The sequence below is a fragment of the Kitasatospora sp. NPDC059327 genome, assembly GCF_042752535.1.
In the GTDB taxonomy this organism is placed as follows: Bacteria; Actinomycetota; Actinomycetes; order Streptomycetales; family Streptomycetaceae; genus Kitasatospora.
This window is the reverse complement of the sequence record NZ_JBHYYB010000023.1, coordinates 48,581-63,823: the sequence shown is the minus strand read 5'-3', so window position 1 is coordinate 63,823 and position 15,243 is coordinate 48,581. Positions and strand designations below refer to the sequence as shown.

Sequence of the window (15,243 nt, the reverse complement as noted above, 5' to 3'; positions counted from 1 at the left end):
CTCTGACCTGCCTGAAGAGTCGCCATGTGACCTCGCGCACGCAATTTGCTGACGACAGCTCAGATCTCTCCGAAAGGGATAGTACGTGGGGAAACCCATCCGATTCCATAGAATTCGGACATGCAACATGATGACTCGTCTGGTCGTAATGTCCGCGCTTGGTGGAATTCTTCTCGGAAGCATCAACGTGGTACCGGCCTACGCCGATGACCGTCCGTTCGCCGTGAAGCCCGGGCAGGCGACACTCCCCGGGACACTTCCCGCCCCCAATCCCGGAGGGCCTGTCCAGACTGCTCGGCTCAAGGCCAAGGCCACCGGAACGTCCGTAATCATCGATGAACTCACCACCGAGAGTTCACTCACCGTCGCCGAACCGGACGGCCGGATCACTCTGACGAACCACCTGCAGTCGGCCCGGGTCAGGAAGGGTGACGCCTGGATGCCGGTGGACGCCGGATTGGCCAGGAACGCCGACGGCAGCTGGTCGCCGAAGGCGACTCCGTCCGGAGTGACCCTGTCCGGTGGCGGCAGGGGGCCACTGACCACTCTCACTGACAAGAAGGGCCGCAGTCTCGCGCTCTCCCTTCCGTTCGACTTGCCCGGACCGGTGGTGACCGGGGCCGGTGCACGGTACACGAACGTGCTGCCCGGAGTGGACCTCGACGTAACGGTCAGTGACCAGGGCGGGGTTCGCGAGGTCCTGGTCGTCCGCGATGTCAGGGCCGCCGCCAGCCCCGAGCTGAAGGCGCTGCGGCTTGGTACCTCGGCCACGGGCCTCACGGTCGAGGCCGACAGTGCGGGCAACCTGGCCGCCAAGGACGGCGACGGCACCAAGGTCTTCACGGCTCCCACTCCGGTGATGTGGGACTCCTCGACGGCGCCCGTCTCCTCCTCCGCCCCTGCGGCGAACGCGGCGGGGGTCGTCCTCGGGGCGGCATCGAAGGCCGCTCCCGTGTCGGCCCTGGATGACGCCGCCGAGGCTGCGGCCCACTCCGCGGCGACCGACACGCCCACCTCGTCGTCGGCGGGGCCGGGCAATGGAGCCACGGTACGGTCGATCGCCGTCAAGGCTGAGCCAGGTACGGTCACCCTCACCCCCGACGCCGACCTGCTAGGCGGTAGCGGCACCACCTGGCCCCTGTACATCGACCCCTCGTGGACGCCCACCGGGCCGATGGGCACCAATCACTTCGCACAAGTCATGGAGGGCTGCGCGAACATCCCACAGTACGACGTGCCGCAGACCAATGGTCAGGGCGTCGGCTACCAGAAGTACCAGCTCGATTACTGCTTCGGTCTGGAGCGCTCGTACTACGAGTTCAATACCAGCGCGATGAACAACCGCATGGTCGTCAACGAGGCCAAGCTCTACCTGACCGAGACGTACGCCGCCAACAACAACTGCGACGCGACCGCGCCGGTGACGGCGAAGTGGATGCGCGAAGGAATCAGCGACGGCACCGACTGGAACCACCAGCCGCAGAATGTCGAACAGACCTTCAGCACTCAGACGCCCAAGAGCGCGTACTTCGGCTGTGGCTGGCGCCCGGTGGAGTTCGATGTCACAGGCGCCCTGCGCACTGTCGCCCAGCTGCAGATCCCGCGTTGGACGGTCGGCCTGTTCGGGAACGAGAGCAAGAACGCGGGCAACCTGGGGTTCATGCGGTTCAACACCAACCCGTACGTTCAGGCGACGTACGACCTTCCCCCGAACCAGCCGGACGCGAACTACACCAACCCCGACTCGCAGAATCCCAACGGGGCTGCGTGCGGCGGAGGACAGCCGGGCTGGATCGGTATGACCACGATGGCCGGCGACACCTCCAACATCACCCTCAACGCGTACGCCTCGACGCCGATGCCGAACACCAACCTGGTCGTCGGCTTCCACGTCTGGGACAACAAGACCGCCGATGCCAACGGAAACCCGGCGGACACGAGCTGGCAGGCAAGCCAGCCGATCGGACCCTCAGCCTGGGCGCGCGCGAACATCGGCAGCCGCGTCTCGGACGGCCACCAGTACGGGTGGAACGCCTGGGCGACCGACGGCCTGCTGGAGGGGCCGGGATCGGCTTACTGCTACTTCAACGTCGACCTCACCCCGCCGTCGCTCGCCGAGTTCGAGATGTCGACAGCCTTCCCACCGCTCGGAAGCGGGCTCACCCCGACCGCCCACGCGGGTGACCAGCGCATCGCACTCAGGGTCAGCAGCAACGACCCCACCCCGGGCGGCTGCACCCGCGGGTCGTGTATCAAGAGTGGTGTCCGTGCCTTCCAGTACGCGCTCGACGACAACATTCCACCGGTCGGCGCAAACACCCTGATGGCGGAGCCCGACAGCAACGGAACCGCTCTCGCGGACATCCCGGTCAACCTCAACCGGGACGATTGGGGCGTTCACACCCTGTTCGTCCGTGCCATCGACGGCGCGGGCAACACCCAGCCGCAGGCCGCCCGGTACGACTTCTATGCACCGTGGAACCCGGCCACCAAGGTGATCCCCGGTGACCTGACCTCCGACGGTACGCCGGACTTCCTGAGCCCGGCCTCCGACGGAACCCTGACGCTGGTTCCCGGTAACAGCGACTTCACCGCAGAGCCGGGGCTGGCCTCCACCAAGGATCAGAGCCCCGAGCACGACAGCTGGAACAACTACCTGGTGGCACACCGGGGTTCGCTGAGTGAAGGGAGCCAGGACGACCTCATCGTCTACAACAAGGGCAGCCACGAACTCTACGCGTACTTCAACGACTCCACCCAGGTACCGCCCGGCACCGCAGGCCACTTCAGCCGCCGCGCGATCTCCCCGATCGGCACGTCGCCGGCCTGTGCACGGGGCATCGACGGGACCTGGAACCACCTGACCCAGATGGTTGCCACGGCGCCCAACGGCAACATCGCGAAACGTCCTGGCCTGATCACCGTGGAGAACGGCAGGCTGCGCTACTACCCGGGTACCCCGCTCGGCGGGTGCCTGCTCGGCGCCGGGACCGACCTGGGTACCGGCGACTGGTCCGGCATGACGCTGCTCGCCCCCGGCTCTGTAGACGGCCTCCCGACCCTGTGGGCGCGGGACGACCTCACCGGCGCGATCCATACCTACCCGTTGTCGCTGAACGCCCAGGGCGTTCCCACCGCGACGCTCGCCGCGCCTGTCCATCGGCAACTGTCTTCCGGACTGACTGGCCTGTGCGCGGACATCGACCACGGCTCGACCGCCAACGGCACCAGCGTCCTCAACTGGACCTGCAACTCCGCAGCGGGCAACCAGCAGTTCACCCTCGGAACCGACGGTTCGCTGCATGTCCTCGGCAAGTGTGTGGACATCCCGTTCGGCGCCAAGGACAACGACACCAAGGTGGTGCTCTGGGACTGCAACAACGGCGTCAACCAGCAGTGGGTACCCGGGACGGTTGCCGGCTCGCTGCGCAATCCCACAGCGGACCGTTGCCTCGCGGTCGAGGGCGGTGCGACGGGTGAGGGCGGCTACCTGGCCATCCGAACGTGTGAGAACGTGCCCGGCCAGAAGTGGGACACCGGGATCCCGGCCGAGCGCGCTGCCACACAGGCGGTGCTCCCACTGGGCCTTAGCGCAACTGCCTTCCCGAAGGTCGACTCACCCGGCGACGTCAATGGCGACGGCCACCCAGACCTGTTCGTGGTGGCTGCCGATGGCGCCTTGACGGCACATGCCGGGGCGGCTGCGGTAAACGGGCTCCCGCGCTTCTCCGCACCCGTCAACCTGGGTGTTCCCAACCGACCTGTCGGCTATCACGTCCGCTCAGCGTACGACGGCGGGAAGTGTGTCGACAGCATGGGACCGGTTGCCGACGGCCGCCGACCTGCTATCTGGGACTGCTGGGCCGGGGTGAGCCAGAAGCTAAACTTCGCGTCGGACGGCACCCTGCGTGCCGGCTCCGCCTGCCTCACGGCTCCCGAGAGCGGTGCCGGAAACGGTTCCCCGGTCGCGATGTCCGAGTGCGTCGGGGCACGCGGCCAACAGTGGGCGCTGCGTGCCGACGGTTCGCTGTACAACCCGGCCGTAGACCGCTGCCTGGAGATCCCCGGTTGGATCACCGCCAACGGGACCGGTCTGGGCATCTGGTCCTGCCTCGGCACTCCGAACCAGCGGTGGACCCTCACCGTCAACCCCGCAGTCTGAGGCCTGCCTGTTCACCGAGCCCGTGCCGGGAGGGGAATGCCCTCCCCCGGCACGGGCGAGTTCCACCGGATCTCAAGCAGCGGACCCGACCTTCAACTGGTGTGGGTCAAGAAGGGTCCTGGTGCGACTCAAGACCTCCGAGTGGACGGCGTTTCCGGCTCGACACGCTCGCACGCTGATTCTCCCCGCGATTGGTCAGCGGTAGTAAATGTCCGGCCTGGCCAGCTGGCTCGACCTGTAGCACGGGCCCGGGACGTACCGCCGACACCGGGTGACGGGTCACCGGACGGCCGCCGCGGGACCGGACGGCGCAACTTCGGGCGCGCCCCCGAACCCGTTGGGGGTTTGCCCTGTTATGCGTGGGTGATGACCGTCAAGAACCGCGCACCCCGGGTGCGTGCCGCAACCGCTGTCCTCGCCACCGCCGGGGCCGCTTCGGCCGGCCTCCTGCTTCTCCCCACCGGCGGCACCGCCGCGGCCGCACCGGGCGACCTCGCCAGCGCCACCCTGGTCCAGCTCACCGATCAGGACGTGCCTGCGATCGGGATGACGGCGTACCACGGCGTCTACGGGACGGCCACGTCCACCACGGTGCCCGACTCCGACACGGCCGACTTCAGCAGTGACCCGGACGGCATGCTGTCGCGGATCAGCATCGCCACCCAGACCACCCGGACCGCCACCGATCCCGCCAAGTACTACGCGCAGGCCCAACTCACCGACCTCACCGTCTTCTTCAACTCCAACCGGCTGGTGCACTTCGGCCCGGTCGAGGCCGGGCAGGTGGCCACGCTCGACTCCTACGCCGAGTGCGTGCCCCCGCCGGTCGGTCCGCTGGCGCTCGCCTACAACCGCACGGCCGGTGACCAGATCACCGTCCTCGGCCGGCCGGTCGGGCCAGGCACCACCCAACTGCAGATCACCGGGACCGACCTGGGCGTGCCGACCGTGGGTGCCAGCACCCTGGACGTCACCGTCACCCGCCACCAGGACCCGGCGGCCCAGGCCGCCCAGTACACCGCCGAGGCGTGGCTCGACATCGACGTGTCCGGCACCCTCAACAACCTGGCCGGCCAGCAGGTCTACCAGGGCAAGGTGACCTTCGTCCGGCTCGGCGAGGTCTCGGTGACCTGCACGGGCGCGTCCCCGAGCCCGAGTCCGAGCCCCTCCCCGAGTCCGAGCCCCTCCCCGTCGCCGTCACCGAGCCCGTCACCGAGCCCCAGTCCGACCAGCTCCCCCACCCCGACCCCGACGCCCACACCCACCCCGACGCCCACCCCCACGCCGTCCCCCACACCCGCCCCCTCCCCCACCTCGTCGGGGTCACCCTCGCCGGGCCCGCTGCCCGACACGGGCGCCGGGCCGGCCCTGCGCCGACAGGCCGGTCTCGCCCTGGCGCTGGTCGGCGTCGGCGCGGGCGCCGTCCTCCTCGCCCGCCGGCTCCGCTCACCCCGCCACTGAACGAGAACGCCCCGAACCACCACCGCCTGACCGCTCCCCGGGCCGGGCACCGCGCCGTCGCGGTGCCCGGCCCGGGGGCGTTTCGACGGCTCACGGGAGTGGCGGGCGGACGGGGCGTCAGGCGATCCCGACCGAATTATTCCCGTCGCGCGGGCGGGCCGCCCGTGGCACCCTCGTCCCTGCCGGAGCCCATGATCACGATGTCGGTCCGCCTCGCTAGACTCCCGGCTGCGCTGGGCTCCCGCAGCGGTCCATGGAAGTCAGTCAGGTACGTCCTGAGATGGGGGAAGAGATGAGCATGCTGCCGTCAGGCAGACGTGTGCGACACCGACGGATACGGGCGGTCACCACCGCGCCGGCCGTCCTGCTGTTCGCCGTGCTGGCCACACTGATGGGCCAGATCAACCCGGCCGCCGCCGCGGTGAACCCGCCCGCGGCCACCTCGTCCGCGAGCGAGCCGGCGGCCGCGCCGACGAGCGAGCCGACGAGTACGTCGGGCGAGCCCACCGGGCAGAGCCCGGGCACCACCCAGGAGCCGGCGCCCACCGCCGGCCCGCCGGCCCCGGCCCCGAAGGCCGGAGACCCGAAGACGTCGGACCCGAAGACGTCGGACCCCAAGGCCACCGACCCCAAGGCCGCGCACGACAACGCCGTCCAGCAGCTGAAGACGGCCGACCCGACCGGTCCCTGTCCGGCCTCGCTGACTCCCGGCACGGTCGCCACCTGCGCGATCGACCCGGACAAGACGGCCACCGTCACCTTCACGCTGGCGCAGCCCAAGGACGTGGTCTTCGTCCAGGCCGTCGCGGTCTACTCGGCGGTCTACCCGCAGCTGACCGCCCCGGACGGCACCACCGTCAGCTGCGACAACCTCTACAGCGCGCTGCGCTGCGCCACCACCCAGGCGGGCACCTACACGCTGACGGTCCGCAACAGCGACTTCCGCGCCAACGGCGTCTCGCTGTCCTACCTCCCGCTGCTCTCCGGCACCGCCTGCACCGCGGTGACCGCCGCCGACCGCCGGCTGGGCACGCGCAACACCTTCGCCCGCACGCTGCCCCAGGGCTCCGCGGGTGACTGCTACACGCTGGACCTCGCCGCCGGCGACGCGCTGCGGACGTACGTCTCCGGTCTGCCCAACGAGCAGGTCTTCGACGCCAACGGGACCGAGCTGTGCCCGCACTACTTCGGTGACACGATCGCCTGCAAGCTCGTCGGCCCGGCACCGTTCCGGGTGCTGGTGCAGCGCACCCCGGGCGACTCGGTGGCCTACAACCTCGCCGTGGAGCGACTGGCCCCGCCCGAGGGCTGCCCGACGATCGAGCCGCAGGCGTTCGGGTCCGTCCCGGACCTCGGCTCGACGGCGCGCTGCCGCCTCCTGCACGTCACCACGGCCGGCAAGTACTCCTTCGCGCCGATCACGGCGGACGACACCACCCTGTCCGGTGAGCTGTACACGGCCGACGGCGTCCGGCTCTTCGGCGCCTGCATCCAGGGCGTCGGCTGCGACCTGGCCGCCGGCACCTACACCTGGGTGCTCGACGCCAACAAGGCCGAGAGCCCGGCGTTCGGCCTGGTGTTCCGCTCGGACAGCGAGACCCGGGGCTGCGTCGCCGGCAAGGACGACGGACTGGTCTCCGGCCCGTCGGCGGGCACCTTCGGCGCGCGCGGCCGGGCGGACTGCCTGACCCTGCCGACGGCCTCCGGGACGGGTGTCTACCTGCTCAACCGGCCGCCGACGACCGAGGGGTACGCCACCGCCGCCGTCTTCGACGCCGCCGGCGTCAAGCAGTGCGGCAACGAGGGCTACCCGTCGACGATCTGCAAGCTGACCGGTACCGCGCCGTTCCACGTGGTGCTGACCGGCACGCCGGGCCAGGCCTACCAGGTGGTGGTCCACCGGACCGGCACCACGGCGGGCTGCCTGGCCTGGCCGCAGAGCCCCTACGACGGCAGCTGGGGCGCGGAGTTCACGCTCACCCCGACCGTGCGGCAGGCCTGCCTGGGCCTGCCGGCCGACCGGCACTCCACCGCCGAGCAGTTCGACTACACCAACACCGCCAACCGGGTGAACGCCTCGGTGCAGGTGGTGGACCCGCAGGGCACCGTGGTCTGCTCCACCGGCGACAGCTCGGCCTTCAACTGCCGGTTCACGCCCGGTGTGGCGTACACGGCGCTGCTGACCAACAGCACCTGGGGCGACACCTACCAGGTGGTGCGGCGTGACATCTCGCCCACCGCGACCTGCCTCACGCCGACGTCCACCTCCTTCGGCGGGCCGTCCCTCCCGATCGAGCTCACCTCGGCGCTGGACGCCCGCTGCGTGCGGGTCACCGCGGCCGCCACGGACAAGCTGTGGCTGTCGGCGCGCACCGCGGACGGCACGATCCAGTCGCAGGTCGTCGACGCCGACGGCAAGCTCGTCTGCACCCAGTGGGCCGGCGCGGTGAACCCCTGCCAGCTCACCGGCTCGACCTCGTACACCATGGTCGTGGTCGCGGCCGGGTACAGCGGCACCACGATCCACGCCAACGTGGACACCTGGACGGTCGGCACCTCGGCCGGCTGGGCGCCGGAGTGCACCGCGCACCAGGTGTCGATCACCGGGTTCCCGACCCGCAGCGGGGTGCTCACCGAGTCGTCCACCGCGTACTGCGCGGTGGTCGACATGCAGCCCTCGCAGTCCTTCACGGTCTCCGGCACCACCAGCGCGACCGGGAGCCTCCAGCCGTTCGTCCGGCTGCTGAACCCCGGCAAGTGGACCACCGGCGACCTCGACTACCAGTGCGGCAACAACTACGGCGTGTTCGGGGCCCGGTGCCAGAGCACCAGCGCCGCCGAGGGCGGCCGGGCCGTCCTGGTGATCAGCCCCGGCCGGACGGCGACGCCGGTCGAGTACAGCTTCCAGGGCACCTGCGAGTACCCCACCTGCGCCCCTCCGACGGCCTCCCTGACGGTGGGCTCGGTGAGCCCCGCCACCGGCGCGGCCGGGACGCGGGTCCAGGTGGAGCTCCGCGGCTACGGCCTCACCCTGGGCAGCAAGCTGGCCCTGCGGCGCGACGGCGTCTCCTCACAGCCGTACGTGACCCCGCTCTCGGTCAACGCCAACGGCACCTCGCTGCACGTCCTGGTGGACACCAACGGCCTCGCGCCGGGCAGCTACGACATCCAGGCCGACGGCTACCGCACGGTGCTCGCCAACGCGTTCACCGTCAAGGCCGCCCCGGCCGCGGCCAAGGGCCGGTTCGTCCCCGTCCCGCCGTCGCGGATCCTCAACACCGTCTCGGGCGTCGGCGCCCCGGCCGGCCGGGTCCGTCAGGGCGGTGTGGTGACCCTGCAGGTCGCCGGCGTCGGCGGGATCCCCGCCACCGGCGTCACCGCGGTCGTGATGAACGTGACGGCCGTCAACCCCACCCGCACCAGCGCCATCTCGGTGTACCCGAGCGGCCGGCCGGTGCCCGACCTGCCGACCGTGAGCTTCACCACCGGGCAGAACGTCTCCAACCTGGTGACCGTCCCGGTGGGCACGGACGGCAAGGTGGACCTCTACAACGCCTGGGGCGAGGTCGACCTCGGGGTCGACGTCGTCGGGTACTACTCCGGCACGGGCGCCACCTACACGGCGTCCGACCTGGTGCGGCTGATGGACACCCGCACCGGCGAGGGCGCCCGGATCGGCTCCCTGGGCGGGGCGGGCGACGTGGTCAGCCTGAAGGTGGCCGGGGTCGAGGGCGTGCCCTCGACCGGCGTCACCGAGGTGCTGATGAACGTCACCGTGGTGTGGCCCACCAACACCAGCTTCCTGACGGTCTACCCGCACGGGACGGAACGTCCGGACGCCTCGAACATCAACTACCGGCCGGGTGAGGTCGTGTCCGCGCTGGTGATGGTGCCCGTGGTGGACGGGCGGGTGTCGTTCACCAACCAGTGGGGCGCCACCGACGTGGTCGCCGACCTGATCGGCTACTTCTCGGCCTGAGCCCCCGGCTCCGGCCCGCTCCGCGGAGACGGAGAGCCTGCCGCGCCGCCCGGACCACCGGGCGGCGCGGCAGCGCCGTTTCCGGGGCCGGCGTGGCCCCACTCCGACCGACGCCGGGGACGGCCGGCCCCGCTACTCCGGCCGGCTCGCGCGGATCCGCTCCGGCCGGCTCGCGCGGATCGAGTAGATCAGCGGGACGCGCGGCTGCCCCTCGGGGAAGCGGTAGCGGCCGCCGTCCCGCTCCAGCACCGGGAAGCGCGGGAACAGGGTGAGGTCGTGCTCGTGCAGGAACTCCACCCGCAGACCGGCGGTGACCAGCGCGCTGAGGACCTCGCCGACGCCGTGCTGCCACTCGACGGTCACGTTCGCGGTGGTCGCCGCGCCCAGGTCGGCGTAGGTGCCCGGCTCGTCCCAGACCATCGGGTCGCGGCGGAAGTAGTCGGTCTCCACCGTCCGGCCGTCCTCGGCCAGGATGTCGGCGAACGGGTGGAACTCGGCGAGGTAGAGGAAGCCGCCGGGAGCGACGAGCGCCGCCGCCGTACGGGCCCAGCGGTCGATGTCCGGGAGCCAGCACAGGGCCCCCAGACCGGTGTAGACGATGTCGAAGGTCCGCCCGTCCAGCACCTCGACGGCGTCGTACACGTCGGCGGCGACGAAACGGGCCGTGGTCGCGCCGATCTCCTTGGCGAGGCCCTCGGCCACGGCGACGGCCGGCTCGGAGAAGTCCAGCCCGGTGACGGTGGCCCCGCGCCGGGCCCACGCCAGGGTGTCCAGACCGATGTGGCACTGGAGGTGGACCAGGCTCCTCCCGGCGACCTCGCCGACCTCGGCGAGTTCGAACTCCCGGAGCACCTCCCGCCCCGCGACGAAGCCGGGGACGTCGTAGAACGCTCCGTCGGCGTGGATCGGGACACGCTCGTCCCAGTTCGCGCGGTTGGCCGCGCGCCAGTCCTCGGGTACCGGATTCTGCGTCATACGCACCACGCTAACCAGGGCCCGGACGCCGCCCAAGCCGATTTTCGGCGACCGGCCACGGTCCACCGACCGGGGCAGCGGACCGGGGCAGCGGGCGTGCCCCCGGCCCGCCCCTCGTGCGGGGCGGGCCGGGGGCAGGCGGGGCCGCGTGGGCCCGGTGCGGCCACCCGCGTGGGCCGGGGCCGGTCAGCGGCGCGGGCCCGCCACCGCGTACAGCACCGTGCCGGTGACCAGCAGGGCCAGCGCCGTCCAGGTGGACGCCGTGGTGCCGGGCGGCATCAGCATCCAACCGGTCACCTCCCCCACCCTGCCGGCCGGCACCGTACCGAAGAGGATCAGGCCGAGCCAACCGGTCGGCAGGGTCCACGCGAACTGCGCCCCGAACACCGTCGCGCCGAGCGCGGCCAGGCCGACCAGACCCGCACTGTCCCGGGCGACGAGCGCGACGGGAGCCAGTTCGGGGCCGGCCGCCTGGACCGCCAGCAGCGCCGCACCGGCGACCGCGCCGATCAGCAGGACGTGCGCGGCCCGGCGGGTCACCCACCGGATCGCGGCCGTCCGCTCCAGCAGGACGTCCTGCCCGCCGAGCCCCAGCCCGGCGGCCGCCACGTTCGCGGTGAGCACCAGGACCACGGTCGCCAGGTCCACCCGTCCCTCACCGCTGCCCGGGGCGAGGGACCACAGGGCCAGGGCGGTGAGCGCGCACACGGCGGCCGAGGCCGGCACCTGCCGTGCACGTCCGTACAGCACCAGCCATCTCATCGGGCCGCCTCCCCCAGCAGTGCCGTGAACGGATCGCCCGGCGCGCAGGAGATCGCGGCCTCGCGCAGCTCGGCCATCCGCGCGCGCTGTTCGGCCGGCGGCAGCGCCGTCAGCTTCGCCCAGGCGGCGTCGGCCCGCTCCCAGGCCGTGCGCGCGTACGGGTCGGCCTCCCTCGGTTCCAGCGGTTCGATCCGGGCGTCACCGAGCGCCCAGCTCGCGGCGAGGCTCTGGACGGCGATGTCCTCCAGACCGCCGCCCTCGCGGGAGTTGTGCCCGTAACAGTTCGGGGCCAGGCCCTGGGAGACCAGGACGCGGGTCAGCCGCGGGCCCTCCGCCTCGCCCATCAGCGTTTCGTCGAAGTCCACCAGCAGCACGTCGCCGGAGAGCCGGCGGTTCTCCCCGAGCGAGCGCAGTGCGGTGTCCTCCCGCACCGTGCCCGGTGCCTTGTCCCCCAGGGCGTCGCGCAGCACCCGCAGGGCCTCCTCGCCCTGCGGCGCGAGCCCGGGCAGGCGGTGCCGGTTCACCGTCGTCACGCACACCGGACCGTCGCAGACCGGCGCCGCGCCGGCCCGGTCGACGACATAGGTGTCCCGTGGCTGGGCCGGCAGGACCAGCAGGGCCAGCGCGGCGCCGGCCAGGACGGGAACCACCGCGAGCAGCCGCGCCCGGCGGCTCGCGGCCACCAGCAGCGCGAAGCCGGTGCCGAGCAGACCGAGCAGCCAGAGCGTCTGCCCGAGGTGCGTGGAGCCGGACAGGGTCAGCAGCAGCTCCCGCGGTTCCGCGGTCACCGGGGAGAGCTGGGCGAGCAGGTTCGGCGCGCGGCTGGCGGGCCGTTCACCCTCGGCGTTCGGCCGCAGCAGGAGACCCGCCGTCAGGAGGACGGCCACCACCAGGGCCGGCGGGGTGAGCGCGAAGGGCAGGGCCCGCGCGACGCCCATCCCGAACACCGCGCCGGCGACCAGCGCCAGCGTCGCCACCAAGGAGATCGGCACCCAGCCGAGCGGCAGGTAGGTGGTGCCGCCCAGGACCACCTGGACCCCGCCCACCAGGACGAGGAGGCCGAAGCCCACCGCCAGCGCGAGCGCCAGCGCGCCGGCCGGCAGCGCCGCCCGGCGCCAGGCCGGCCGCGGCGTGGTCAGCAGCAGTTCGCCCATCCGCGAGCGGGAGTCCCGCAGCCCGTACAGCGCCCCGAGGCCCACCACGAGCGGCCACCAGAAGCCCAGCAGGGACCGGGTCCACAGGGCCATCGAGGTCCACTGGGCCGTCCACCCGGTGGCGCCCCGCCACCAGATCCCGTCGATCAGGCAGAAGACCGCCAGACTGGCCCCCAGGATGAGGACGCCGCCCCACGGGGCGGCCGAGCGCCTGAGCTCGGTCCGCAGCACACGTGCGCTCACCAGGTGCCCCCGGGCCGCTCGGAGTGGCTGAGCAGCGCCGAGTAGCCGCGCTCCAGGGGGCTGTCGCCCGGGTACTCGGGGCCGCCCGCGGCGGCCAGCACCTCCGGCGGTCCCTGGAAGACGAGCCGGCCGTCGGCGAAGAGCACCACGTCGGTACAGGCGGCCGCGACGTCCTCGACCAGGTGGGTGGAGACCACCACACAGGTGTCGCGGCCCAGTTCCTGCAGCAGCTCGCGGAAGCGCAGCCGCTGCGCCGGGTCCAGGCCGACCGTCGGCTCGTCCAGCAGCAACAGCACGGGGTCGTTGACGATGGCCTGGGCGATGCCGGCCCGCCGGACCATGCCGCCGGACAGCGTCTTCATCCGGTGGTCGGCGCGGTCCGCCAGACCGACCCGTTCCACCGCCCGCTGGACGGCCCCGGGGATGTCCGCCTTCGGGACCTCCTTCAACCAGGCCATGTACTCGACGAACTCGCGCACCGTGAAGCGCTTGTAGTAGCCGAACTCCTGCGGCAGGTAGCCGATCCGGCGGCGCAGCGCCCGGTGGTCACCGATCCGGCCCACCGGGTCGCCGAGCAGCTCCAGTTCGCCCCCGGCGGGGCGCAGCACGGTGGCCAGGGCCCGGATCAGGGTGGTCTTGCCCGCCCCGTTGGGCCCGAGCAGGCCGTGCGTACCGAGGCCGAGGGAGAGGTCGAGCCCGTCCACGGCCGTCTTCCGCCCGGCCCGGACGCTCAGGCCGGTGGCCCGGACCTCCCAGGCGTACGTCTTCGGCGCGGTGTCGACCACGCTCGTCGTGGGTGTCATGCGGTGGGTCCTTCCAAGGGTCGACAACGTTGTCAGAGGGTCGCGTAGGCGTTTCTGCGGGCGATCACGGCGCCGCTGCCCAGGGCGAGGAGCAGCCCCCAGAAGGGCAGCCGGTCCGCCGCCAGGACGAGGGGGACGTGGCCGGTGGACCAGGCCGGTCCGACGACGACCACCCCCCACAGGGCCACCAGCGCGGCGGCGGCGCGGGTCACGCCGACCACGCTGCCCAGCGCCAGGGCGGTGGAGGTGAAGGCCAGCGAGGGCAGCAGCCACTGCGCTGCCGTCATGGCGCCGGTCAGCCACCCCTCCAGCAGGAGCCCGGGCAGGGCCACCAGGAGGACCGCCGTGGTGCGCCTGAGCAGCAGGGGCAGACCGGCCCGGGCGGTCGAGGCCGTCAGTTCGTAGGCCGGGTCCAGGCCGCGCGACCAGGAGGCGGCGACCCCGCACAGCGGCAGCACGGGCGCGACCAGCAGGACCGGCGAGGCGTCGCCGAGCCGCGACGGCGGGCCGGCCACGTCCAGCAGCAGCGCCAGCAGGACCACCGTGACGGTCATGACCAGCCACGGGGTCATCGCCGGTGTCATCCAGGCCGACACCCACCCCGGGCGGAGTCGTCGCGAGGGCGCCCGGCCCACAGGGGTCAGCCGCGGTTCCAGCCCGGCCCGGACGCTGTCGACGAGCGCGGCGATGCCGGGTGCCCCGGTCGCCACGGCGGCGGACAGCCGGCCCCGGCAGGTCGCGCAGGTCTCCAGATGGGCCTCCAGGGCCCACACCGTGTCCGCGGCCATCGCCGCGTCACCACGTGCGTAGTCGTCGATCAACCGCGTGGACGCGTGATCGTCGCTCATGCCATCGCCTTCCGCATCGCGATCCGGGCCCGGCGGGCGCGGGTCTTGACCGTGCCTTCGGGCAGTCTGAGCAGGACGGCCGTCTCCCGGACGGTGAGCCCGTCGAGCACCATCGCCTGGAGGACCTGGCGCAGTTCCGGCGCCAGTTGCCGCAGCGCGTCGCCGACGTCGCCGCCGACGGTCCGGGCGAGCACCTCGTCCTCCGCCGCGGGCACCACCACCGCCCCGGCGGCGGCAACCGGCGGCTCCGCGTGGTGGGCACGGCGCCGGAACGCGTCGACCAGGCGACGCGCCGCGATCGTCCACAGCCACCCGACGGCCGTGCCGCCGACCGTGCTCCCGGCGAACGCGCCGGCCGCGCGCCACACCGCCAGATAGGTCTCCTGCATGACCTCGGCGACGATCTGCTCGTCCGCGCAGCGCCGGCGCAGCCGCACGGCCAGCCACGGCGACGTGCGCCGGTACAGCTCGTCGAACGCCGCGCGGTCACCCTTGGCGACCAGCCGGAGGAGGCGTTCCTCGTCCAGCTGGTCCAGTGCTCTCCTGCGTGATCTCACACCAGCCAGACGACGGATCCGGCGCACGGGTTCTGGATCTGGAGTGATCCGCGTCACAGGGGCGGGGGTGGAGGTTTGCGAGGCACCGGGGCGCTCGGGGGCCCTGGCCCCCAACCCCCGTTCCCCGGGGGCGATCCGAGCCCGCGTCAGCGGAGGCGGCGACGGGAGCAGGGGCGGGGGCAGAGGCGGGAACGGGGGCGGGGGCACCCCTGGCGCTGCCGTCCTTGCCGCTCCGGCGCCGTGCCCCGCCGCTCACCGGCCGATGCGCCACCGATCTCGACGGGAGTGAGGTCGAGGCC

9 protein-coding genes are annotated in these 15,243 nt (G+C 72.3%); 3 read left to right on the top strand and 6 right to left on the bottom strand.

Features of this window, described 5'->3' with window-relative positions; all coding sequences use genetic code 11:
- The first annotated feature begins 127 nt into the window (after positions 1–127).
- The 3 genes from ACFXHB_RS16630 (at position 128) to ACFXHB_RS16620 (ending at position 9,602) form a co-directional block, all read left to right on the top strand.
- Complete coding sequence (locus tag ACFXHB_RS16630) at positions 128–4,162, top strand: ricin-type beta-trefoil lectin domain protein (RefSeq protein ID WP_380574950.1); 4,035 nt, start codon at positions 128–130, stop codon at positions 4,160–4,162.
- 366 nt (positions 4,163–4,528) lie between these two features.
- A complete protein-coding gene (locus ACFXHB_RS16625) occupies positions 4,529–5,623 on the top strand; it encodes a hypothetical protein (protein WP_380574948.1) in 1,095 nt (364 codons plus the stop codon).
- A gap of 319 nt (positions 5,624–5,942) precedes the next feature.
- A complete protein-coding gene (locus ACFXHB_RS16620) occupies positions 5,943–9,602 on the top strand; it encodes a hypothetical protein (RefSeq protein WP_380574946.1) in 3,660 nt (1,219 codons plus the stop codon).
- A gap of 132 nt (positions 9,603–9,734) precedes the next feature.
- On the opposite strand, the gene ACFXHB_RS16615 is transcribed toward ACFXHB_RS16620, so the two are convergent.
- From ACFXHB_RS16615 to ACFXHB_RS16590, 6 genes are all read right to left on the bottom strand, one after another.
- Complete coding sequence (locus ACFXHB_RS16615) at positions 9,735–10,577, bottom strand: class I SAM-dependent methyltransferase (RefSeq protein WP_380574945.1); 843 nt, start codon at positions 10,575–10,577, stop codon at positions 9,735–9,737.
- Positions 10,578–10,763: 186 nt separating this feature from the next.
- Positions 10,764–11,339 carry a hypothetical protein gene (locus ACFXHB_RS16610; protein ID WP_380574943.1) on the bottom strand — a complete coding sequence of 192 codons (576 nt, stop codon included), beginning with the start codon at positions 11,337–11,339 and terminating at the stop codon, positions 10,764–10,766.
- Entirely contained in the window at positions 11,336–12,736 is a 1,401-nt protein-coding gene (locus ACFXHB_RS16605; protein ID WP_380574942.1) for a hypothetical protein, read from the bottom strand. Before ACFXHB_RS16605 ends, ACFXHB_RS16610 begins: the two co-directional genes overlap by 4 nt.
- On the bottom strand, positions 12,733–13,539 hold the full coding sequence (locus tag ACFXHB_RS16600) for an ATP-binding cassette domain-containing protein (RefSeq protein ID WP_380574941.1): 807 nt from the start codon (positions 13,537–13,539) through the stop codon (positions 12,733–12,735). Before ACFXHB_RS16600 ends, ACFXHB_RS16605 begins: the two co-directional genes overlap by 4 nt.
- 32 nt (positions 13,540–13,571) lie before the next feature.
- Positions 13,572–14,387 carry a zf-HC2 domain-containing protein gene (locus ACFXHB_RS16595; RefSeq protein ID WP_380574940.1) on the bottom strand — a complete coding sequence of 272 codons (816 nt, stop codon included), beginning with the start codon at positions 14,385–14,387 and terminating at the stop codon, positions 13,572–13,574.
- Complete coding sequence (locus tag ACFXHB_RS16590) at positions 14,384–14,944, bottom strand: RNA polymerase sigma factor (RefSeq protein WP_380574939.1); 561 nt, start codon at positions 14,942–14,944, stop codon at positions 14,384–14,386. The genes ACFXHB_RS16595 and ACFXHB_RS16590 overlap by 4 nt, the downstream gene beginning before the upstream one ends.
- Positions 14,945–15,243 lie beyond the last annotated feature (299 nt).